Below are 22,330 nucleotides of genomic sequence, written 5' to 3'. Positions count from 1 at the left end.
ACCGCGCCGCCGGGCCAGGATGGGACCGAGCAGTCGCGACCCCGGCGGGACGGCCCGCGCGGGACGACACGTCGACCTGACGGAGGGACGACGTCGTGACGTCTCCGCAGCCCCACCCGCCCGTGACGCCGCAGCGCCTGCTGGACCGGCTGGACGACATCGGCCGCCGGCTCGCCCGGACGCCGGGCGCCCTGGCGCTCCTCGGGCTCGGGTCCGTCGGCACCGACCGGCACCGGCTGGACGAGCACTCGGACCTCGACTTCTTCGTGGTCGTCGAGGACGGGGCGGAGCCGCGCTTCCTCGAGCAGCTCGACTGGCTGGAGGGCGCCGCACCGCTGGCGTTCAGCTTCGCCAACACCGCTGACGGCCGCAAGGCGCTGTTCGAGGACGGCGTGTACGCCGAGTACGCGGTGTTCACCGTCGCCGCGCTGCGGTCGGCCGCCTACCCGCCGGCTCGCGTCGTGTGGCGGCGGCCGGACGCCCCGGAGGGGCTCGAGGTACCCGCACGTCCCCTTCCGAGGGACGGGGGGGACGTGGCGCACCAGGTGTCCGAGGCATTGACGAACCTGCTCGTCGGCCTGCACCGGGACCTGCGGGGGGAGCGCCTCGCGGCCACCCGGCTCGTCCAGGTCCACGCCGTCGACCGGGTGCTGCGGCTCGCCGAGCTGGCCGCCGAGGAGCGCGGCGAGCGCGGCGCGCGGCAGGACGCCTTCGCGGCGGAGCGGGGCGTCGAGCGGGCGTACCCGTCGCTCCCCCTGGCCGCCATGGTGCCGGGCTACGACCGCAACGGCCCGGCGGCGCGCGCGGTGCTCGACCACGTCGCCCGCCACCACCGCGAGCACGTCGACCCGGCGCTGCGCCGCGCGGTCGAGGGGCTCGTCGCGGCCGTGGAGGAGCGGGAGGCGGCGGACGCGGCCCGCGCGACGCGCTCCTCCTGAGGCGAGGGGTGCTGCGACCGGGCGAGACTGGGGTGTGCGCGCACCCGGCCCCGACGGTCCTGCCCCCCTCGTCCTGCTCGACCTCGACGGCACGCTGACGGAGTCCGGGCCCGGCATCGTCGGGTCCTACCGCGTCGTGCTGGAGACGCTGGGGCTGCCGGTGGCGTCCGACGAGGAGCTGGCCGACGTCGTCGGGCCGCCGCTGACGGAGAACCTGCTCGCGCACGGCGTGCCGGCGGCGCGCGTCGCGGAGGGCATCGCGCTGTACCGGGCGCACTACGCCGAGGTGGGGCAGTACCGGAACCGGCTCTACCCGGGCGTCGTCGAGGCGATGACGGAGCTGCGGGCGGCGGGGCTGACGCTCGCCGTGGCGACGTCGAAGGTCCAGGACCGGGCGGAGGAGATCTGCGCGCGGTTCGGGGTCGACGCCCTCGTCGACGCGGTGTTCGGGGACCTCGACCAGGACCACCCGACGGACAAGGCGACCGTCGTCGGGCGCGCGCTGGCGACGCTGGGGCCGCGTCGGGTGCCGGCGCCCGCCCGGACGCGGATGGTCGGCGACCGGCGGCACGACGTGGTGGGCGCGGCCGCGCACGGCATCGCCACGCTGGGGGCGGGGTGGGGGTACGCGCCGCCCGATGAGCTCGCGGCGGCCGGCGCCGAGCGCGTGCTGGCCTCGGTCGACGAGCTGGCGCCCGCCGTGCTCGCCGCCGTCGGTGCGTCGGGGAGGATCGTCGCGTGACGTCCTCCCCCAGCGCCCTGTACCCCGGCGACCCGCGCATCACGCCGGCGACGATGGCCGCGGACCTCGTGACCGCTCCCGCGCCGGAGGGCCTGTCCCCGGGGCCCGTCGCGCTGCTCGACCTGGACGGCACGCTGATGGACTCGGTGGAGGGCATCGTGGCGTCGGTGCGGGCGGCGTACGCGGCCCTCGGCCTGCCGGTGCCGGACGACGCGGCGCTGCGCGGGTTCGTCGGGCCGCCGATCACGACCTCGATGCCCGCGCACGGCGTGCCCGCCGAGCTGCTCGAGGCCGCGGTGACGCACTACCAGGAGGAGTTCGCGCGGACCGGGCTGTGGCGCACCCAGGTGTACGACGGGGTCGTCGAGGCGCTCATGCGCCTGCGGATGGAGGGGGTCGTGCTCGTCGTCGCGACGTCCAAGCCGCAGGTGCTGGCGCGGCCCGTGTGCCGGGAGTTCGGGCTCGACCGGCTCGTGGACGCCGTCTTCGGGGCGCCGCTGGACGAGAGCGGCAGCAAGGCGTCGGTCATCGCGGAGGCCCTGGCCTGGCTGGGTCCGGAGCGCACGGCGGACCCGCGGGACGTGGTCATGGTGGGCGACCGCGAGCACGACGTCGCGGGTGCGGCGGCGCACGGCATCGCGACGCTCGGGGTGCTGTACGGGTACGGCTCGGCCGACGAGCTGCTCGACGCGGGGGCGGTCGGGCTCGTGCGGGGGCCGCGCGATCTGGCGGGGGCCGTGCTGCGCCAGTTCGGGCTGGGCGACGAGCTGTAGCGGCCGGCTGGGGCCGCCCGTGCGTCAGGGGGTGCTGCTCGGCGCGGACCGCTCGACCGGCGGCAGGGCGGACCACGGGAACGTGATCCACAGGTCGGTCCGCTTCCAGACGTAGTCCGGGTCGATGACCGAGCGGGACTTGGCGTACAGCACGGCCGTGCGCACCTCGTCGCAGTGCTGCGCCATGAGCTCGCGCACGAGGGCGAGGGTCTCCCCCGTGTCCGCCACGTCGTCGACGACGAGCGCGCGGTGGCCCTTCAGCGCGGCGGTGTCGAGCAGCGGCGGGAGCAGGACGGGATCGGGCAGGCGCTGGTCGACGCCCGTGTAGAACTCGACGTTGAGCGTGCCGACGGCCTTGGTGCCGAGCGCGTACGCGACGGCGCCGCCCGCGGGCAGCCCGCCGCGCGCCACGGCGACGACGATGTCGGGGTCGTAGCCCGAGTCGACGACGGCCTGCGCGACGGCGCGCGCCGCCTCGCCGAAGACCTCGTAGGTCATGACCTCGCGGTCGTCCGGCAGGGCCTGGCCCGGACCGGCCTCGGTCGTCGTCATGGCGGCCACCCTAGGGGGCCGCGCGGCCGGCGGACCGTGCCGACCCCGTCGTCAGGCCGTGACGTCGAGGTGCCGCCCGACGGCCTCGTCGAGCCGCGGGGCGTCCGTGGGGGTGGCCGCAGGTGCCCGTGCGGGGGACGTCGACAGCGGTGCCGGGACGTCCGGCAGACCGGGCGTCGGCAGCTCGCCGGTGGCGGCGTAGGCGACGTGCACGAGCTGGAGCGCGAGGGCGCTCGAGGAGAGGGCGGGGACGGACATGCGAGGCCTCCTGTGACGACGTCGTCCGGTCGTCCCACGGTCGCGCACGACGTGCGGGGGCGGGCCCGGCGGGGCCGACGACCACTCGTCCGCCGGCCCCGGCGAGGGCCGCGGGGGGTGATCCGCAGCGCGCGTTCGTTCACGACGTCGCCCGTCCGGCCGATCGGTCACCGTGCCATGGAGACGACCACCGCACCCCTGACGCCCCCCGGCCACCGGCCCTCCGGCCACCGGCCGCGGACGGGCCTGCGCCGACTGCGCCGAGCGCTCGCCCCGGTCCTCGTGGCCGGCGTGCTCGGCGTGGCCATCCTCCAGCTGCACCGCACCCTCGACGGGTACCGGTGGTCGCAGCTGCCTCACGACGTCGCCGCCCTCGGTGCGCCGGCACTCGTCCTGGCGGTCGTCGCGACCGCGGTGTCCTACCTCGCCATGACCGGATACGACGCGCTGGCGCTGCGGTAAGTGGAGCACCGGCTCCCCTACCGCCGGTACGCCGCCGCCTCATTCGTCGCGACCGCCTTCGGCAACTCCACGGGCGCCTCCGCCGTGGTGGGGGCCGTGCTGCGGGCCCGCGTGTACTCGGCCTGGCAGGTGCCCGCGTTCGCCATCACGCGGATCGTGGGCTTCAACCTCGTGACGCTGGGGCTGGGCTTCGCCGTGCTGTCGGCGCTGGGCATGCTCACCGCACCGGACCGCACCGGCGAGGCGCTCCGGGTCGCACCGGGCGTCGCCGCGGCGCTCGGGGTGGCGCTGCTGCTGCCCGTCGCCGGCTACGTGGGCTGGGCGCGTCGCGGCGGGCGGGCCGTGCGGTGGCGCGACTGGCGGATCGACCGGCCGTCGAGGCCGCTGGCCGTGGCGCAGGTGGTGCTGTCGACGCTCGAGGTGGCGACGATGGCGGCGGCGCTGTGGGTCCTGCTGCCCGTCGGCCTGGACGTCGCGTTCGTGCCGTTCGCCGCCGCCTTCGCGATCGCGACGCTCCTCGGCCTGCTCAGCAACGTCCCCGGGGGCATCGGCGTGTTCGAGGCGGCCCTCCTGGTGCTCCTGGCCGGCACGGTGGACCCGCTCGTGCTGGCACCCGCGCTGGTCGCCTTCCGGATCGTCTACTACGTGCTGCCGCTGCTCGTCGCGGCGGTCGTGCTCGTCACCCTGGAGGCCCGCCGGGGACGCGACGAGACGACGGGCTCGTCCCGGTCCGAGCTGGTGCAGCGCACCGGCCTGCTGACGCCCTGGGTGCTCGCCGTGGTCGTGGCGGGCGCCGGCGCGCTGCTCGTCGTCACCGGCGAGATCCCGGGTCTGGTGGACCGGCTGCCCGCGCACTCCGGGCCGACGCTGAGCCTGCTCGGCGTGGGGCTGGTGCTGCTCGCCCTGGGGCTCCGTCGTCGGCTGCACGAGGCCTGGCTCGGGACCGTGGTCGTCCTCGTGGCGCTCACCGCCGTGTGCCTGCTCGTCGGCGCGCGCGTGACCGGGCTGGTGTCGCTCGGCCTGCTCGCCCTCATGGTCCCGGCCGCGCCGGTGTTCGGCCGCCGCAGCCACGTGTTCCACCACTCGCGCGGCTGGACCTGGTCGGCGGTGGCCGGCGGGACCGCCACGACGGCGCTCGCGTGGCTCGCCCTGCACCCGACCGACGACGGTCAGGGGTCGTGGTGGGGGCTCGTCGTGGGCGGCTCGCACCCCGTCTCGGCGCGCCTCGTCGCGCTCGTCGCGCTCGTCGGGCTGCTGCTGGCCGGCGCCCGGCTCCTGGCACCCGTCGTGCCCGGACCCGCCACCGGCGGTGAGGAGGACCTCGCGCGGGCCGAGGACGTCGTGCGGCGCTTCGGGAGGGCCAGCGCCCACCTGGCCTTCACCGGGGACAAGCGCCTGCTCTTCAGCGCGGGTGGCGACGCGTTCCTCATGTACCAGGTCGAGGGACGCAGCTGGGTCAGCATGGGCGACCCCGTCGGCGACCCGGCGCAGTTCCGCGAGCTGCTGACGACCTTCGTCGAGCGGGCCGAGCGGCACGACGGACGGCCGGTGCTGTACGGCGTCGGCGACGCCCTGGCGCCCACGTACCGCGAGCTCGGCCTCGGCCTGAGCAAGCTGGGCGAGGAGGCGCTCATCGACCTGGGGTCCTTCGGCCTCGAGGGCCGGGACCGGGCGAAGATGCGACGCTGGCGCAGCATCAACGAGCGCGCCGGCTGCACCGTCGAGGTCGTCCCGGCCGAGGCGGTCCCCGCCCTGCTGCCCGAGCTGCGGGCCGTCTCCGAGGAGTGGCTGGCGGGCCGGCGGGCGTCCGAGAAGCGGTTCTCGCTCGGGCCCTTCGACGAGGACTACGTCGTGCGGTTCCCCGTCGCCGTGGTGCGGCTCGAGGGCCGGGTCGTCGCGTTCGCGACGCTGTGGGTCGGCGACGGGGAGGGCGAGGTCGCGATCGACCTCATGCGGCAGGTCCGCACCGAGGTGCCGAACGTCATGAACTACCTGTTCCTCGAGGTCATGCTGTGGGCGAAGGCGCGCGGCTACGCGACGTTCAGCCTCGGCATGGCCCCGCTGTCGGGCCTGCGCACCGACGCCACGGCACCGTTCTGGGACCGCATCGGGCGCCTGGTGTTCACGCACGGCGACGCCTTCTACAACTTCAAGGGCGTGCGGCACTTCAAGGAGTGCTTCCACCCCCGCTGGGAGGAGCGGTACGTCGCCGCGCCGCCCGGTCCGGCGTTCCCGACGACGATGCTCAACGTCGCGACGCTCATCGGCGGTGGTGTGCGCGGGATGTCCGCCGGGTTGCGGACCGTCGACGCCTCGGTGGTGCGCCGGCTCTGGCCGGCGGCCCGCAGCCGGGCGCGGACGCGGGTCTGGGCGCGCCGGGCGCGTTCGTCGGAGCCGGTCGTGCCCACGCAGCGGTCGGAGGCGGCCGTCGAGGTCCCGGCCGACAGCGCCGCGTGACGCCGACCCCCGGTCGGGCTGCCGAACGCGTGGTGCCTGAGGGCGTGGGGCCCGAGCGCGTGACCGTGCGGGCCGGGGGGCTCGAGCGGACGGCGCTCGTCGTCGGGGCGCCGGACGGACCGGCGGGGCGCGACCTCGTGCTCGTGCTGCACGGGTCGCGCCAGGACGGCGCGGCCCTGCGCCGGGCGACGGGCGGCGCGCTCGACGGGCTCGCCGTGCGGCACGGAGCCGTCGTGGCCTACCTCGACGGGTACCGCGGCAACTGGAACGACGCCCGCCGCGCGAACGCGTTCCCGGCGCGACAGGACGGGGTCGAGGACGTCGCGTTCGTGCACGCGGTGGCCGAGCGGCTCGCGGCCAGCCACGGGACGGACGCCCGCCGCGTGCTGGCCGTCGGGTTCTCCAACGGCGGGCTCATGGCGCTGCGGCTGCTGCACGAGCGGGACCATCCGCTGGCGGGCGCCGCCGTGGTGGCGATGACGATGCCGGTGCCGGCGGACTTCCTGCTGCCCGTGGGGCGGGCGGAGCGGCCCGTGCCGGTGCTGCTCGTGCACGGCACGGCCGACCGGGTGGTCCCCTACCGCGGCGGCCGGGTGCCGTGGTGGGCGCGGCGGGTCTTCCACGTCGACGGCACGTCGCTGTCGGCACCGGCCACCGCGGCGTACCTGGCGGACCGCAACGGTCTGGCCGGACCGCCGGTGGCGGAGACGCTCCCCGGCACAGGCACAGGCACCGGCACGGGCACGGGCGCTCGCGGCGGCCGTCCCCGCGGTACGACCGCCGAGCTGCTGACCTGGGCGCAGGAGGGGCAGCCACCCGTGGTGCTGTGCACCGTGCACGGCGGCGGGCACACCGTGCCGGGTCCGGCCCGGGCGCCGGCGCGGCTCGGGCGGACCGGCACCGTGCCGACGGCCGAGCTCGTGGTGCGCGTGCTCGGCATCGGAGACCCTGCGGCTCGGTGACGTCCTGAGCGGGCCCCCTGCCCGATCGCTGCGCCGCCCCTCCCCTGCGGTCAGCGCAGGGAGGCCTGCCAGTCGGCGTGCAGGCCGGCGAACCGGCCGCCCTGGCCGACGAGGGCCGCCGGCGACCCGTCCTCGACGACCCGGCCGTCCTCGACGACGAGCACCCGGTCGGCGTTCATCACCGTGGACAGGCGGTGGGCGATGATGACCGCGGTCCGGCCGCGCAGCAGGCGCTCGAGGCCCTCCTGCACGACCTGCTCCCCGGGCACGTCCAGCGAGCTCGTCGCCTCGTCGAGCACGAGGACGGCGGGGTCGGCGAGGAACGCGCGCGCGAACGAGACGAGCTGGCGCTGCCCTGCGGACAGCCGCACGCCGCGGCTGTCGACGTCCGTGTCGTAGCCCCGCGGCAGGCCGGCGACGAGGTCGTGCACGCCGACGGCCCGCGCGGCCGCCTCGATGTCGGGGCGCGAGGCCCCCGGCCGGCCGATGGCGATGTTGTCGGCCACCGACCCGGAGAACAGGTACGCCTCCTGGGTCACCATGACGACGCCGTGCCGCAGGTCGTGGGGCGCGACGTCGCGCAGGTCGACCCCGTCCAGCCGGACGGCGCCGGTGCGCACGTCGTAGAACCGGGCCAGGAGCTTGGCCACCGTCGACTTCCCGGCGCCCGTCGGGCCGACGAGGGCCAGGGTCTGGCCCGCGGGGACGTGCAGGTCGACGTCGTGCAGGACCGTCGGCCCGTCGCCGTAGCCGAACGACACGTGGTCGAAGCGGATCTCGCCGCGCACGTGCTCCAGGCGCTGCGGCCGCGCCGGGTCGGGGACGGTGGGCACCTCGGCCAGCAGGGACGCGAGCTTCTCCAGCGCCGCCACCGCGGACTGGAACGAGTTGTAGAACATGCCGACGTCGCGCAGCGGCGCGAAGAACCGGCGGGCGTAGAGGACGGCGGCGACGAGCACGCCCACGGCCAGGTCGCCGTCGAGCACCCGCAGGCCGCCGACCAGCAGCACCGCGGCGACGGTGACGTTGCCGATGAGCGTGAGGCCCATGTCGAACGTGCCGTTGGTGCGCAGGGAGTCGGCGGTGGCCTGCCGGTAGTCCTCCGTGAGGGCGCCGTAGGTGCGCGCGGAGGCGGCCTCGCGCCGGAACGCCTGCACGGCGCGCATGCCGGTCATCGTCTCGACGAAGGACACGATGACCCGCGCCGACGCGGTCCGCGTGCGCCGGTACTGGGCCTGCGAGCGGCGCTGGAACCAGCGGGTGAGGACGACCCCCGGGGCGACGGCGACGAGCAGGACGAGGCCGCTGGGCAGGTCCAGGACCACGAGCGAGACGCCCGTGAGCAGCATCTGCACCGCGCCGGTGGCCAGCGTGGTGACGCCGCCGTCGAGCAGCTCGCGGACCGCGTCGAGGTCGGAGGTCTGCCGGGAGATGATCCGGCCCGAGGTGTAGCGCTCGTGGAACTCCAGGTCGAGGCGCTGGGTGTGCCGGAAGACGCGGGCGCGCATGTCGAGCAGGACCGCCTGGCTCACGCGGGCCGAGGCGCGCACGACGGCCGCGCTCAGCACGCCCGCCGCGACCGCCGCGAGGACGTAGCCGCCGCCGACGAGCGCGAGCGGCACCGGGTCGCCGTCCCGCAACGCCGGCAGCCCGCGGTCGATGCCGGCGGCCACGAGCAGGGGGCCGGCGACGACGGCGACCTGGCTGAGGACGACGAGCGCGGCGGTCGCGAGCGCGCGCCCCCGCACCGGCCGCAGGACGGAGGCGAGCAGCCGCAGCGACGGCCGGCTCCCCTCGGCGAGGCCCGGGCCCTCGGCGTCGGGCTCGTCGCCCCCGCGCCCGGCCGGGCCGCCCGGCCCGCTGCCGGACGGGGGTCGCTGCGCGGTGGCGGTCACGGGCGCACCTCCCCGTGCGCGCCGGGCCCGCCGTGCTCGTCGGGCCCGCCGTGCTCGTCGTGCTCGTCGGGCTCGTCCCCCTCGTCGGGCAGCACCGGCTCGTCGCGCATGGCGGTGAGGACGAAGCGGTAGTGCGGGTGCGTGGCGAGGAGCTCGCGGTGGGTGCCGACGCCCGTGATGCAGCCGTCCTCGAGGACCGCGACGCGGTCGGCCAGCGCGACCGTCGACGTGCGGTGCGCGACGACGAGCGTCGTCGTCCCCCGCAGGACCTCACGCAGCCGGGCGGTCACCGCCGCCTCCGTCGTCACGTCGAGCGCCGACAGCGGGTCGTCGAGCACGAGGACGCGCGGCCGGGCCGCGACGGCGCGGGCGAGCGCGAGCCGCTGCCGCTGGCCGCCGGACAGGCTGAGGCCCTCCTCCCCCACGCGCGTCTGGACGCCCTCGGGCAGCCGGGCGACGAACCCCGCCGACGCGACGTCGAGCGCCTGCGCCAGGATCCGCTCGCGCTCCGCCGCGTCCGGGCCGGCGGGCTCGTCGGGCAGGCCGAGGAGCACGTTCTCCCGCACGGACGCCGAGAAGAGGACCGGGTCCTCGAAGGCGACGGACACGGCCGCGCGCACGTCGGCCCGCGTCAGGTCGCGGACGTCGACGCCGTCGAGCAGCACCTGGCCGCCGCTGACGTCGGCCAGCCGCGGCACGAGCTGCAGGAGGGTGGTCTTGCCGCTGCCCGTCAGCCCGACGAGGGCCGTCGTCGTGCCGGGCTCGAGGACGAGGTCGACGCCGTCGAGCACCGGCGCCTGCGGGCTGCCCGGGTGCCAGAAGCGGACGCCGCGCAGCTCGACGCGGCTGCCCCGCGGACCGGGCGCGGGCAGCGGGACGGGGTGCGGCGGGTCGACGACGGTCGACGGCGTGTCCATGACCTCGACGAACCGGTCGGTCGCGGCCTTGGCGTCCAGGGTCATGGCCAGCAGCGCGCCGATGCGCTCGACCGGCCCGTTGACGACCGCCGCGGTGGCGAAGAAGGCGACGAGCGCGCCGACCGACACCTGCCCCTGCGACGCGAGCCACACGCCGAGGACGAGGGACACCGCCAGGGCCAGCTCGGGGATGGCCCCCAGCGCCAGCGACACCCGTGACAGGGTGCGGGCCTTCTCGATCTCGGTGCCGCGCAGCTCGTCGGCCTGCCGGACGAAGTCCTCCAGCGCGTCCTCGCCGCGGCCGAACGCCTTGAGCACGCGGATGCCGTGCACGGACTCCTCGACCCGGCCGGCCAGGTCGCCCTGCTGGTCACGGGCGCGCCGCGCGACGACCTTGTACCGCTCGCGGAAGGAGAACCCGAGGACGAGCACCGGCACGGCCCCGACGAGGTACACGAGCGCGAGCTGCCACGCGGTCCAGAACATGAGGCCGAGGCCGACGACGACGGTGGTCACCGAGACCACCAGCATGACCAGCGCGAAGATGAGCCAGCGCCGCACGACGTTGAGGTCCGACATGGACCGGGACAGCAGCTGCCCGCCCGACCATCGGTCGTGGAACGCCAACGGCTGGTCGAGCAGGTGGCCGAACAGCGCGCGGCGCATGTCGTTCTCCGCGCCCGTGCCCGGCATGGCGACGAGCGCCCGCCGGCACCAGACGAGGAACGCCTCGAGCACGCCGAGGAGGAGGACCACGGCCGCCGCCCCGACGACCGCCGCCCGGGACCCCGCACCCAGCAGCGGACCGTTGACCAGCGCGCGGAGCACCTGCGGGACGAGCAGCGCCAGCACGCTGGCGCCCAGCGACGTCAGCGTGCCCAGGATCATCCGCGGGACGACGGGACGGGCCCAGCGCAGCAGGCGCAGCAGCGAGCGCGTGGTGGACAACGAGCCGACGGGCGTCGTCGTCGTCGCCGGGACGCGGTGCACGTCGGCCGGTCCCCGGTGCCCGCCCTCCGGACGGACCGCGGTGGAGGTCTGGTGCACGCGACCACCCTAGGCACGCCGGTCCGGAAACGCTTCCCGGTGCCGGCGTGCCCGGAGGGGCCCCGTGGTCGTGCCCCGCGGACCGTCAGGTCGTGGCGCGCGCCGTGACGGTGTTCGTCGCCTGGGCGAGCGGCCGGATGACGAGGCTGTCGACGTTCACGTGCGCCGGCCGCGACAGCGTCCAGGCGATCGCGTCGGCCACGTCGTCGGCGGACAACGGCCTGTACCCCTCGTAGACCTTCGCCGCGCGCTCCTCGTCGCCGGCGAAGCGGACGAGCGAGAACTCCGTCTCGACCGCGCCCGGCGCCACCTGGATGACGCGGACGGGCTCCCCCACGAGCTCCCAGCGCAGGGTCTCGGCCAGCATCCGGGCGGCGTGCTTGACGCCCGTGTAGCCGGCGCCGCCCGGGTAGGGCGCCAGCGCGGCCGTGGAGGTGATGACGACGACGTCCCCGCCGCCCTCGCGCAGCAGCGGGAGCACGGCCTGCGTCACCCGCAGGGTCCCGAGGACGTTGAGCTCGTACATCGCCCGCCACTGCTCGACGTCCGTCTCCGCGACGGGCTCGAGACCGAGGGCGCCGCCGGCGTTGTTGACGACGGCGTCGAGGCCGCCCGTCGCGCGCAGGTGCTCGACGAGCGCCGCCACGTCGCCGTCGTCGGTGACGTCCACGCGCAGGGTCTGCGCCCCGGTCTCCGCGGCCAGCGCCTCGAGCCGGTCCGTCCGGCGGGCGGTCGCCAGGACGTCCCAGCCGTCGGCGCGCAGCCGGCGGACGGTGGCGGCGCCGATCCCGGCCGACGCGCCCGTGACCAGCGCGCGGCGGGAGCGCGCCCCCGTCGCCGCGCTCACGCGCGCGCCCCGGTCGTCGTGGCGCCCGTCGGACCGGGCGTCGCGCCCGTCGCGCCGCCCGTCACCGCCGCGTCCGCCACCTCGCCGAGCACCTCGTCGAGTGCGGCGAGACCCGTGCGGACCTCGTCGGGCGTGACGACGCACGGCGGCACCACGTGCACGCGGTTGTCCTGCACGAAGGGCAGCACGTCGCGGGCGAGCATGCCGGCCTTCACCTGCGCCATGACGGCCGGTGGCAGCGGCGTGCGCGCGACCGGGTCGGCGACGAGCTCCACGGCCCAGAACACGCCCGTCCCGCGCACCTCCCCCACGGACGGGTGGCGGGCGGCGAGGTCCGCGAGCCCGGGCCCGAGCACGTCGGTGCCGATCGCGGCGGCGTGCTCGACGACGCCCTCGGCCTCCATGGCGTCGATCGTGGCGACGATGCTCGCCATCGCCAGCGGGTGCCCGGAGTAGGTCAGCCCGCCGGGGAACACGCGGTCGTCGAAGGTGCGCGCGATCGGTGCGGAGATCGCCACGCCGCCGGCCGGGACGTAGCCGGAGTTCACGCCCTTGGCGAAGGTGATGAGGTCGCAGACGACGTCGTGGGCCTCGTGCGCGAACCAGCGCCCCGTGCGGCCGAAGCCCGCCATGACCTCGTCGAGCACGAGCACGATGCCGTACCGGTCGGCGATCGCCCGCACGCCCGCGAGGTAGCCCGGCGGCGGGACGAGGACGCCCGCGGTGCCGGGCACGGACTCCAGCAGGATCGCGGCGATGCTGTCGGGCCCCTCGGACTGGACCACGCGCTCGAGGTGGTGCAGGGCGCGCTCGCACTCCTGCTCGGGGGTCGTCGCCCAGAACTCCGAGCGGTACAGGTAGGGACCGAAGACGTGCACGTGGCCGCGCGCGTACTCGTTGGGCACGCGGCGCCAGTCCCCCGTCGCGACGACCGCCGCGCCGGTGTTGCCGTGGTAGCTGCGGTAGTGCGAGACGACCTTGTCCCGCCCGGTGTGCAGGCGCGCCATGCGGATGGCGTTCTCGTTGGCGTCGGCGCCGCCGTTGGTGAAGAAGACCTTGGTGAAGCCCTCGGGCGCGTGGGCCAGGACCCGCTCGGCGGCCAGCCCGCGCGTGAGGTTGGCGGTCGCCGGGGCGATGGTCGCCAGGCGCGCCGCCTGCTCCTGGATGGCGGCGACGACCGCCGGGTGCCCGTGGCCGATGTTGGTGTTGACGAGCTGGGAGGACAGGTCGAGGTAGGTGCGGCCCGCGTGGTCCCACACGTGGCTGCCCGACCCCCCGGCGACGACCAGCGGCGACAGCTGCGCCTGCGCCGACCAGGAGTGGAACACGTGCGCGCGGTCGAGGGCCAGGGCGCGGGCGTCGTCGTCCGCGCCGGCGCCGACGGGCCCCCGGGGCACCGCCCCCGTCGTCGCGGGCGGGTCGGACAGCTGGGTCATGACGTCTCCTCGTCGTGCGGGTGGAGCGGGTGGTGCCGGTGGTGCGGCGGGACGGGCCCATCATGGGGCCGGACGGGTCACGCCGTCCGGCCCCACGACGTGGACGGGCCGTCAGGCGCCGCCGGCCTCGAGCGTGACGGTGAGGGGCTGGAACCCCTCGCCCGTGACGTCGACGCCCTCCGCCTCGAGCTCGGCGAGCGCCTGCTCCACGTACTCGTTGGTGTAGGCCTCGGCGTCGGGCTCGGCGGTGATGACGGTCGCGCCCTGGTCGTTCTTCGCCGTCAGCGCGACCTCGACGGTCTGGTCCCACAGGTCCTCGTCGATCGTCCCGATGCCGTCCGGCGAGGGCCAGATGAGCTTGTTGACCTCGTTGACCTGCCACAGCTGGTGGCTGTTGCCGAGCTGGGAGCCCGCGGCGACGACGAGGTCGCGCGCCGCCTCCGCCTCGTCCCGGGCGAAGACCCAGCCCTGGATGCTCGCCTTGATGAAGGCGACGGTCGTCTCCTGGTACTCCTCGTCGGACGCCAGCCGCTCGGAGTTGGCCCAGATGGCGTCCTGGAGCATCGCCGTCCCCTCCTCGTTCCAGTCGACGACGGAGAAGTCCTCGGGCCGGTAGAGCTCGCCCGTCTCCGGGTTCTCGGCCTCCAGCACCTGTGCGTACTCGTTGTAGGTCATCGCCTGGGCGGCGTCGATCTCCCCGCTGAGCAGCGCGTTCATGTCGAACTGCTGCTGCACGAGCGTCACGTCGGTGGCGGGGTCGAGCCCGGCGGCGGTCATGCCGGCGAAGAGCTCGAACTCGTTGCCGAAGCCCCAGTTGCCGACCTTCTTGCCCGCCAGGTCGGCCGCGCTGTCGATGCCCGCGTCGGCGAAGGACACCTGCAGGGTCCCGGAGCGCTGGAAGATCTGGGCGACGTCGGTGATGCCGGCGCCCTGCTCCCGTGAGGCGAGCGCCTTGGGCACCCAGGCGATGGCGTAGTCCACGGCGCCGTTGGCGAGCTCCGTCTGCGGGACGATGTCCACCCCGCCCTCGACGATCTCGACGTCGAGGCCGGCGTCCTCGTAGAAGCCCTGCTCGAGCGCCGCGTAGTAGCCGGCGAACTGCGCCTGCGTGAACCACTGGAGCTGCAGCTTCACGGGCGTCAGCCCGCCCTCGCCGCCGGAGCCGCTCGCGGCGGGCTCGGCGTCGCCGCCGCCGCTGCTGCAGGCGGTCAGGGCGAGGGCCAGGCCCAGCCCGGCGGCGGTCAGGCGCAGGGCGGCGCGGGGGGTGCGCGTCATCGTCGTCCTCTTCTCGGTGGGCGGGGCCGGCAGGGGCCCCGCAGGGGCGGGAGTGCGGAGGGTGAGGGGTGGGCGGCGGGTCAGGCGCCCCGGCGGCGGGCGACGAGCCGTTCCGCCGCGAGGGTGACCAGGTAGAACGCGAGGCCGAGCAGGACGGCCCCGAGCACGAAGGCCCACGCGCGGGCGTAGGCGCTGTTCGCGGCGGCGGAGGTGATGCGGGTGCCGAGCCCGTTCTGCAGGCCGCCGAAGTACTCGGCGACGAGGCCCGCGATGACCCCCGTCGACGAGGCGATGCGCAGGCCCGTGAAGAGGAACGGCACGGCGCCGGGCACGGTCACGACGCGCGCGAGCTGACCCGACGACGCCGCGTACGCGCGCAGGAGGTCGCGGTGCACCGGCTGCACCTGCCGCAGCCCGCGAAGCGTGTTGACGAACACCGGCGCGAACACGACCACCGCCACGACCACCCGCCGCGGGGTCGTCGACGTGGTGCCGAACATCGTGTTGAGCGCGGGCGCCAGCGCGACGACCGGCATGACGGCCAGGGCCGCCGCCGTGGGCGAGACCACCGCGTCGACGAGCCGGCTGCGGGCCGCCACGACCGCCGCCGCCACCGCGAGCGCCGCTCCGACCAGCATCCCGACGAGGACGTTCGTCCCGGTCGCGACCGACGCCTGCAGCACGAGCGGCGCGACCTCGACGAGCTCCGCGCCGATCGCCGTGGGGCTGGGCAGCAGGTACGGCTCGATCCCGGCGCCGACGACGAGCGCCTGCCACGCGGCGAGGAACGCCGCCCCGAGGAGCACCGGCGCGAGCCGGCGCCCCAGCACCCTGCCCGTCACGGCACCCGTCGACGTGCGCGTCGCCGTGCCTGTCACCGTGCCCGTCACCGTGCCCGTCACCGTGCCCGTCACCGTGCCCGTCACCGTGCCCGTCACCGCAGGTCCACCCCGCGGGCGGACCCGGGCCCCGCGCCACGCGACCCCGCGTGCAGGGCCTCCCGCACCGCGGTCACCGCGTCGAAGAAGGCGCGGTCCTCGCGAAGGTCCTCCGTCCGGCTGTCCGTGGCGGCGAGCGCGACGGGCACCACCGCGCTGATGCGCCCGGGCCGCGGCGACATCACCACGACGCGGTCCGACAGGAACACCGCCTCGGGGATGGAGTGCGTGACGAACACGACCGCGGCACCGCTCTCCGCGCACAGGCGCACGAGCTCGGTCTGCATGCGCTCGCGCGTCATCTCGTCGAGCGCGCCGAACGGCTCGTCCATGAGCAGGAGGCTCGGCCGCTCCGCCAGGGCCCGTGCGATCGCCACCCGCTGCTGCATGCCCCCGGAGAGCTGGTGCGGGAAGTGCGCGGCGAAGTCCGTCAGCCCGACGAGTGCCAGCAGCTCCGCCGCCCGCGCCGCACGCTCCCGGCGCCCGACCCCGTGCAGCTCGAGCGGCAGCGCCACGTTCGCCGCGACGGTCCGCCACGGCAGCAGACCCGCCTGCTGGAAGGCGATGCCGTAGTCCTGCGCCTCCCGCGCCACCCGCGGGCTCTTGCCGAACACCGTCAGCTCGCCGGAGCTGGGGGTGTCGAGGTCGGCGACGAGCCGCAGCAGCGTCGACTTGCCGCAGCCGGACGGCCCGATGAGCGAGACGAACTCCCCCGCCGCCACGGTGAGGTGCACGTCCTGCAGCGCGGTCACCGTGCCCGCCCGGGTGGTGAACACCTTGCCGACGCCGACGGCGTGGACCGCCGCGGCGGGCGGCGTGCTCACGTGCGCGCCGCCGGCCGCGGTGCTCGTCGCGGTGCTCGTCGCCGGGCCGGTCACCGAGCTCGTCGCCGGGCTCGTCGCCGGGCTCGTCGTGGGGCCCGTCATGGGGACGGGGACGCTCATGACACCTCCGCGTGGCGGTAGCGGCGCAGGCCGGCGCCCAGCAGCCCGACGACGCCGGCGGCCAGCAGGCCCAGCGCGGCGGCGCCGACGATCGCGGCCCAGGGCTTGGCGGGGTCGCCGGAGGCGGCCTGCGCGTAGCTGATGATCAGGCGGCCGATGCCGCCGCGGGTCCCGGTGGACACCTCGGCGACGATCGCGCCGACGACGGCCGTGGCCGCGGCCAGGCGCAGGGCCGGGAGCAGGTGGGGCACGGCCGCCGGCAGCCGCAGGGACAGCAGGGTCCGCCCCCAGCCGGCCGCCGAGGCCCGGAACAGCTCGACCTGCGCGTCGGTCGGGGACTTCAGCCCGCGCAGCGCCCCGACCGCGACGGGGAAGAACGCCAGGTAGGAGGCGATGAGGGCCACCGACATCCACCGCTCCCAGGCGAAGGCGCCGAGCTGCAGCCGCCCGCCCCACCCGACGACGAGCGGCGCCAGCGCCACGAGCGGCACGGTCTGCGACAGCACCACCCACGGCAGGACCGCGCTCTCGGCGAGCGACCAGCGCTGCATGAGCACCGCGAGCACCATCCCGCCGACGACGCCCAGCGCCCAGCCGACGAGGGAGACGCCGAGCGTGAACCAGGCGGCGTGCAACGTCGCGACCAGCACCGACGGGGCGCCGCTCGCCCCCGTCTCGGGCTCGAGCATCCGCGCGGCGACGTCCCACACGTGGGGCATGGCCACGTCGTCCGTGCGTGGGAGCACGCTGGCCTCGCCCAGGTGCAGGCCCGTGTCCGGGACGACGACCTTGACGAGCTCCCACAGCACCCCGGCCAGGAGCAGCGCGGCGAGGCCGACGAGCACCGGCCGCACCGCACGCGCGGCACGGCTCATCGCGTCGCCACCACGGCCTCGCGCATCGCGGGGATGACCCGCTCGCCGTACTGCCGCAGCGTCTCCTCCTTGTTGTCGTGCTGGAGGTACACCGCGAACTGGTCGACGCCGAGGTCCCGCAGCGCCTCGAGCCTCTCCACGTGCTCGCGCGGGCTGCCGAGCAGGCAGAACCGCTCGACGATCTCGTCGGGCACGAAGGAGGCGTGCGTGTTGCCGGCGCGGCCGTGCTGGTTGTAGTCGTACCCCTGCCGCGCGGCGACGTAGTCGGTCAGCGCCTGCGGCACGGGTGACGTGGTGCCGTAGCGCGACACGATCTCCGCGACGTGGTTGCCGACCATGCCGCCGAACCACCGGCACTGCTCGCGCATGTGCGCCCGCGCCGCCGGGGAGTCGCCGGCGCCGACGTACGCCGGCGCCGCGACGCAGAACTTCACGGCCATCGGGTCGCGGCCGGCCGCCTCGGCGGCGCCGCGCACCGCCGCGATCATCCACGCGGCGATGTCGGGGTCGGCGAGCTGGAGGATGAAGCCGTCCCCGACCTCGCCCGTCAGCTGCAGCGCCTTGGGCCCGTACGCCGCGACCCAGACGTCGAGGGCCGACCCCTCGCTCCACGGGAACCGCACGACGCGGCCGTTGTGCTCGACCTCGCGGCCGTTGGCGAGCTCGCGGATGACGTGCACGGAGTCGCGCAGCGCCTCGAGGTTCGACGGCTTCCCGGCCAGCGTCCGCACCGCGGAGTCGCCCCGGCCGATCCCGCAGATCGTGCGGTTGCCGTACATCTCGTTCAGCGTGGCGAACAGCGAGGCCAGGACCGTCCAGTCCCGCGTCGCCGGGTTGGTCACCATGGGCCCGACGACGACCTTCCGGGTCGCCGCGAGGATCGCGGAGTAGATGACGAACGGCTCCTGCCACAGCAGGTGGGAGTCGAACGTCCACACGTGGCTGAAGCCGTGCGTCTCGGCCAGGCGCGCGAGCTCGACCGTGCGCGAGGCCGGGGGGTTGGTCTGCAGGACGGCGCCGAACTGCACGGCGGGCCTCCTCTCGTCGGGGGGAGCGGTCAGGGGCTGGACGCGTCAGACCAGGTACTGCGACAGCTCGCGCTTGACGTACCGCCCGTGCCCGGCGCGCCCGCGGAACTGCCCGTCCTCGACGAGCACCTCGCCGCGGGACATGACGAGGTCCACGTGGCCGTCGACCTCGAAGCCCTCCCAGGCCGAGTAGTCCATCTGCATGTGGTGGGTCTTCCCCAGGCCGATCGACGTGTGGCCCGCGGGGTCGTACACGACGACGTCCGCGTCGGCGCCCGGCGCGAGGACGCCCTTGCGCCCGTACATGCCGAACATGCGCGCCGGCGTCGTCGAGCAGATCTCCACCCAGCGCTCGAGCGTGATCTGCCCGGTGACGACGCCCTGGTAGAGCAGGTCGAGGCGGTGCTCGACGGACCCGATGCCGTTGGGGATCTTGGAGAAGTCGCCCAGCCCCATCTGCTTCTGCGTCATGCAGAACGGGCAGTGGTCGGTGGAGACGAGCTGCAGGTCGTTCGTCCGCAGGCTGCGCCACATGTGGTGCTGGTGGCCCTCGGCCCGGCTGCGCAGGGGCGTCGAGCAGACCCACTTGGCGCCCTCGAAGCCCGGCGCGCCGAGCTGCTCCTCCAGCGACAGGTAGAGGTACTGCGGGCACGTCTCGCCGAAGACGTTCTGGCCGCGGTCCCGGGCGACGGCGATCTGCTCGGCCGCCTGCTTGGCCGAGACGTGCACGACGTACAGCGGCGCGCCGGTGAGGTCGGCCAGCATGATCGCGCGGTGGGTGGCCTCGGCCTCGGCCTGCCAGGGCCGGGTGAGCCCGTGGAAGACCGGGTCCGTGTCGCCCCGGGCCACCGCCTGCTGCACCAGCAGGTCGATCACCGACCCGTTCTCCGCGTGCATCATGATCATCGAGCCGTTGTCCGCAGCCTTCTGCATGGCCTTGACGATCTGGCCGTCGTCGGACAGGAAGACGCCCTTGTAGGCCATGAACAGCTTGAAGCTGGTCACGCCCTCGGCGACGAGCTCGTCCATCGCCTGCAGGGACGAGTCCTGCACGTCGGACAGGATCTGGTGGAAGCCGTAGTCGACCGCGCAGTGCCCGGCCGCCTTCTCGTGCCACGCCGCGTACTGCTCCAGCGGCTGCTCGCCGGCGTACTGCACGACGAAGTCGACGATCGTCGTCGTCCCGCCCCAGGCCGCCGCCGTCGTGCCGGTCTCGAAGGTGTCGGAGGCGAAGGTGCCGCCGAACGGCATCTCCATGTGCGTGTGGGCGTCGATGCCGCCGGGGATGACGTACTTGCCCGTGGCGTCGACGACCCGGTCCACGCTCGCGGCCAGGTCGACGCCGAGCAGCGTCGAGCCCGGCGTGAGCAGCGCGACGATCGTCTCGCCGTCGACGAGGACGTCCGCGGCGCCGCGACCGGTGGCGTTGACCACCGTGCCGCCGGTGATGAGCGTCCTCACGGCGCCACGATCGGGCCGTAGGCGTCGGGCCGGCGGTCGCGGAAGAACTGCCACCGCTCGCGGACCGTGCGCACCTGCTCGAGGTCGAGGTCCCGGATGAGCAGCTCGCTCTCCGTCGACGACCCGATCTCGCCCACGTAGTTCCCGTCGGGGCCCACGGCGTAGGAGGAGCCGTAGAAGTTCACGGCTTCCGTGCCGTACTCGTTGTCCTCCAGCCCGACGCGGTTGTTGGCGACGACGAAGACGCCGTTGGCGACGGCCGCCGCGGGCTGCTCGATCTCCCACAGGCGGTTGGAGACGCCGGGGGCCGTGGCGTTGGGGTTGAAGATGATCTCCGCGCCGTTGAGCGCGAGCACGCGCCAGCCCTCCGGGAAGTGCCGGTCGTAGCAGATGTTCACGCCGATCTTCCCGACCGCCGTGTCGAACACGGGGTACCCGAGGTTGCCGGGCCGGAAGTAGAACTTCTCCCAGAACTTGGGCAGGTGCGGGATGTGGTGCTTGCGGTATTTCCCCAGCACCGTGCCGTCCGCGTCGATGACGACCGCCGTGTTGTACAGGACGCCGGGCTGGTCCTCCTCGTAGATGGGCAGCACGACGACGAGGCCGAGCTCGGCCGCGAGCGCGGCGAACCGCTGCGTCGTCGGCCCCGGGACCGTCTCGGCGTAGTCGTAGTAGGCCGTGTCCTGCGTGATGCCGAAGTACGGCCCGTAGAACAGCTCCTGGAACGCGATGAGCTGGGCACCCGCGGAGGCGGCCTCGCGGGCCCACCCCTCGTGCAGGGCGATCATCGACTCCTTGTCGCCGGTCCAGGTGGCCTGGGTGAACGCGACCCTCACAGTGCTCATGCGGCGCTCGTCCGTCCTTCTCGTCGGTGGCGGCGACCGGGCGTGCCCGGGGCTGAGGAATGTGACCCTGGGCCCTGAACATTTCTGCGGCGTTTCTCCCGGTTTCCGCCGTGCATCGGCCGGCGGTCCGCGTGTAAACACTTCGCGCACGTCCCCCTCCCGGGTGGCGCACGGGCACGATGGGCGCCGTGAGCACCACCGCGAGCCCGCCCGCGCCGTCGGGCGTGACCACCGTCATCCAGGGCGACGTCGGGAGTGACGTCGGGGGTGACGTCGGGGGCGGCGGCGTCGTCGACCTCGTCCGGCACGTGGAGGACCGCAGCCCCCGGGGCATCGCGGCGGCCGTCGCGCGCTGCGTGCGCGCGGGCGACCTGGCCGTCGGCGACCGCCTGCCCACGGTGCGCGAGCTGGCGCGGGCCCTGGGCGTCTCCCCCGCGACGGTGTCCGGCGCGTTCCGGGCGCTGTCCGCCGTCGGGCTCGTCGCCTCCCGCGGCCGCGCGGGCACCTTCGTGCTCGCCGAGCCGGCCGGGTGGCTGCCGCCGCGCTACCGGCGGATGGCCGCGGGCGCCCCCGCCCGGCTGGACCTGTCCCGGGGCACGCCCGACCCCGCCCTCCTCCCGGCGCTCGGCCCGGCCGTCGCGCGGGCGGCCGCGGCGGCACGGCTCGACGAGGCCGGCTCCTACCTCGACGCACCCCTCGTCCCGCGGCTGGAGGCGCTGCTGCGGGCGTCGTGGCCGTTCGCCCCGGACCGGCTGACCGTCGTCGACGGCGCGATGGACGCCATCGGGCGCACGCTCGAGGTCGTCGCCCGGTACGGCGCCCGGGTCGCGGTGGAGGAGCCGGGCTTCCCCCCGCTGTTCGACCTGCTGGACCAGCTCGGCCTGGAGCGGGTGCCGATGACGCTCGACCGCTCCGGGGTGCGGCCCGACGCGCTCGCCGCGGCCCTCGCCGCCGGCGCGGCCGCGGTGGTCCTGCAGCCCCGCGCGCACAACCCGACCGGGGTGAGCCTGACGACGACGCGGGCGCGCGAGCTCGCGGCGGTCGTCCGGCTCCACGCGGCGCGGGCGGCCTCCGACGAGGGTGTCCGCCAGCGGCGGGTGGTCGTCGTCGAGGACGACCACTCGGGCCAGATCGCCTCGTCGCGCGACGTCAGCCTGGGGGCGCACCTGCCCGCGCAGGTGGTGCACGTGCGGTCCTACTCCAAGTCCCATGGACCCGACCTGCGGCTGGCGGCCGTCGGCGGGCCGGCCGCCGTCCTGGACGCGCTCGTCGGGCGCCGCATGCTGGGCCCGGGGTGGACGAGTCGGCTCCTGCAGCACACGCTCGTCGACCTGCTCACGGACGCCGACGCGCTCGACGCCGTGGCGGACGCCCGCCGCGTCTACTTCGCCCGGCAGCGGGCCCTGGTCGACGCGCTGGCCGCGCACGGGCTCGTCGTCACGCCCGGGGACGGCATCAACCTCTGGGTGCCGGTCCGCGACGAGGCCGCCGCGCTCGTCCACCTCGAGGCCGCCGGCGTCCGCGTGTCACCGGGGGCCCCGTACCGCGCGGGGCCGGGAGCCGGGGAGCCCCACGTGCGCGTGACCGTGGGCGCGCTGCGCGAGGGCACCGCCGAGGTGGCGGCCGCGCTGGCCCTCGCCGCCCGGGCCTGACGGTCCGGGAGGCACGGTCGGACGGC

At 75.5% G+C, this 22,330-nt stretch carries 20 protein-coding genes; 7 read left to right on the top strand and 13 right to left on the bottom strand.

The window, feature by feature from the left end:
* The first annotated feature begins 95 nt into the window (after positions 1-95).
* The 3 genes from BM048_RS01615 to BM048_RS01605 are packed head-to-tail and all read left to right on the top strand — an operon-like array spanning position 96 to position 2,453.
* Positions 96-938 (top strand): hypothetical protein, encoded by an 843-nt coding sequence (locus BM048_RS01615; RefSeq protein WP_139224266.1) that lies wholly within the window; start codon positions 96-98, stop codon positions 936-938.
* Between the two features lie 34 nt (positions 939-972).
* Positions 973-1,680: an HAD hydrolase-like protein gene (locus BM048_RS01610; RefSeq protein WP_090030084.1), complete on the top strand. Its 708-nt coding sequence runs from the start codon at positions 973-975 to the stop codon at positions 1,678-1,680.
* A complete protein-coding gene (locus BM048_RS01605; RefSeq protein WP_239078650.1) occupies positions 1,677-2,453 on the top strand; it encodes an HAD hydrolase-like protein in 777 nt (258 codons plus the stop codon). Before BM048_RS01610 ends, BM048_RS01605 begins: the two co-directional genes overlap by 4 nt.
* Positions 2,454-2,477: 24 nt before the next feature.
* Here BM048_RS01605 and BM048_RS01600 read toward each other — a convergent pair whose 3' ends face one another.
* On the bottom strand, positions 2,478-3,005 hold the full coding sequence (locus tag BM048_RS01600; RefSeq protein WP_090030463.1) for a phosphoribosyltransferase: 528 nt from the start codon (positions 3,003-3,005) through the stop codon (positions 2,478-2,480).
* A 51-nt stretch (positions 3,006-3,056) separates the two neighbouring features.
* Positions 3,057-3,263, bottom strand: a complete 207-nt coding sequence (locus BM048_RS01595; protein ID WP_090030082.1) for a hypothetical protein — start codon at positions 3,261-3,263, stop codon at positions 3,057-3,059.
* A gap of 177 nt (positions 3,264-3,440) precedes the next feature.
* Between BM048_RS01595 and BM048_RS01590 the strand changes: the two genes are divergently transcribed.
* The 3 genes from BM048_RS01590 to BM048_RS01580 are packed head-to-tail and all read left to right on the top strand — an operon-like array spanning position 3,441 to position 7,144.
* On the top strand, positions 3,441-3,725 hold the full coding sequence (locus BM048_RS01590) for a hypothetical protein (RefSeq protein WP_090030080.1): 285 nt from the start codon (positions 3,441-3,443) through the stop codon (positions 3,723-3,725).
* Positions 3,726-6,182: a bifunctional lysylphosphatidylglycerol flippase/synthetase MprF gene (gene mprF / locus BM048_RS01585; protein ID WP_090030078.1), complete on the top strand. Its 2,457-nt coding sequence runs from the start codon at positions 3,726-3,728 to the stop codon at positions 6,180-6,182. It abuts the gene before it with no gap.
* 32 nt (positions 6,183-6,214) lie between these two features.
* Positions 6,215-7,144 (top strand): CE1 family esterase, encoded by a 930-nt coding sequence (locus tag BM048_RS01580; protein WP_203708708.1) that lies wholly within the window; start codon positions 6,215-6,217, stop codon positions 7,142-7,144.
* Between the two features lie 50 nt (positions 7,145-7,194).
* Here the strand turns inward: BM048_RS01580 and BM048_RS01575 are convergent, their stop codons facing one another.
* The 11 genes from BM048_RS01575 to BM048_RS01525 all read right to left on the bottom strand — a co-directional run bounded on the left by BM048_RS01575 (position 7,195) and on the right by BM048_RS01525 (position 20,652).
* Positions 7,195-9,039, bottom strand: coding sequence for an ABC transporter ATP-binding protein (locus BM048_RS01575; protein WP_090030076.1), 1,845 nt, complete (start codon positions 9,037-9,039; stop codon positions 7,195-7,197).
* Entirely contained in the window at positions 9,036-10,844 is a 1,809-nt protein-coding gene (locus BM048_RS01570) for an ABC transporter ATP-binding protein (RefSeq protein ID WP_090030459.1), read from the bottom strand. Before BM048_RS01570 ends, BM048_RS01575 begins: the two co-directional genes overlap by 4 nt.
* A gap of 244 nt (positions 10,845-11,088) precedes the next feature.
* Positions 11,089-11,850, bottom strand: coding sequence for an SDR family oxidoreductase (locus BM048_RS01565; RefSeq protein ID WP_090030074.1), 762 nt, complete (start codon positions 11,848-11,850; stop codon positions 11,089-11,091).
* On the bottom strand, positions 11,847-13,286 hold the full coding sequence (locus BM048_RS01560) for an aspartate aminotransferase family protein (RefSeq protein WP_090030073.1): 1,440 nt from the start codon (positions 13,284-13,286) through the stop codon (positions 11,847-11,849). The genes BM048_RS01565 and BM048_RS01560 overlap by 4 nt, the downstream gene beginning before the upstream one ends.
* A gap of 111 nt (positions 13,287-13,397) precedes the next feature.
* Complete coding sequence (locus BM048_RS01555) at positions 13,398-14,561, bottom strand: ABC transporter substrate-binding protein (protein WP_090030071.1); 1,164 nt, start codon at positions 14,559-14,561, stop codon at positions 13,398-13,400.
* 80 nt (positions 14,562-14,641) lie between these two features.
* Positions 14,642-15,499: an ABC transporter permease gene (locus tag BM048_RS01550; protein WP_239078651.1), complete on the bottom strand. Its 858-nt coding sequence runs from the start codon at positions 15,497-15,499 to the stop codon at positions 14,642-14,644.
* Positions 15,496-16,443 carry an ABC transporter ATP-binding protein gene (locus tag BM048_RS01545; protein ID WP_373308389.1) on the bottom strand — a complete coding sequence of 316 codons (948 nt, stop codon included), beginning with the start codon at positions 16,441-16,443 and terminating at the stop codon, positions 15,496-15,498. Before BM048_RS01545 ends, BM048_RS01550 begins: the two co-directional genes overlap by 4 nt.
* Entirely contained in the window at positions 16,440-17,318 is an 879-nt protein-coding gene (locus BM048_RS01540; protein ID WP_090030067.1) for an ABC transporter permease, read from the bottom strand. Before BM048_RS01540 ends, BM048_RS01545 begins: the two co-directional genes overlap by 4 nt.
* Positions 17,315-18,346, bottom strand: coding sequence for a TIGR03842 family LLM class F420-dependent oxidoreductase (locus BM048_RS01535; RefSeq protein WP_090030065.1), 1,032 nt, complete (start codon positions 18,344-18,346; stop codon positions 17,315-17,317). The genes BM048_RS01540 and BM048_RS01535 overlap by 4 nt, the downstream gene beginning before the upstream one ends.
* A 45-nt stretch (positions 18,347-18,391) precedes the next feature.
* On the bottom strand, positions 18,392-19,807 hold the full coding sequence (gene hydA, locus BM048_RS01530; protein WP_090030063.1) for a dihydropyrimidinase: 1,416 nt from the start codon (positions 19,805-19,807) through the stop codon (positions 18,392-18,394).
* On the bottom strand, positions 19,804-20,652 hold the full coding sequence (locus tag BM048_RS01525; RefSeq protein ID WP_090030061.1) for a nitrilase-related carbon-nitrogen hydrolase: 849 nt from the start codon (positions 20,650-20,652) through the stop codon (positions 19,804-19,806). Before BM048_RS01525 ends, hydA begins: the two co-directional genes overlap by 4 nt.
* Before the next feature lie 188 nt (positions 20,653-20,840).
* On the opposite strand from BM048_RS01525, the gene BM048_RS01520 reads away from it, so the two are divergent.
* A complete protein-coding gene (locus BM048_RS01520; RefSeq protein WP_239078652.1) occupies positions 20,841-22,304 on the top strand; it encodes an aminotransferase class I/II-fold pyridoxal phosphate-dependent enzyme in 1,464 nt (487 codons plus the stop codon).
* Positions 22,305-22,330: the final 26 nt, after the last annotated feature.

Source organism: Cellulomonas marina (genome assembly GCF_900111925.1).
Classification (GTDB): Bacteria; Actinomycetota; Actinomycetes; order Actinomycetales; family Cellulomonadaceae; genus Cellulomonas; species Cellulomonas marina.
This window is presented reverse-complemented; position numbering and strand designations above follow the sequence as displayed.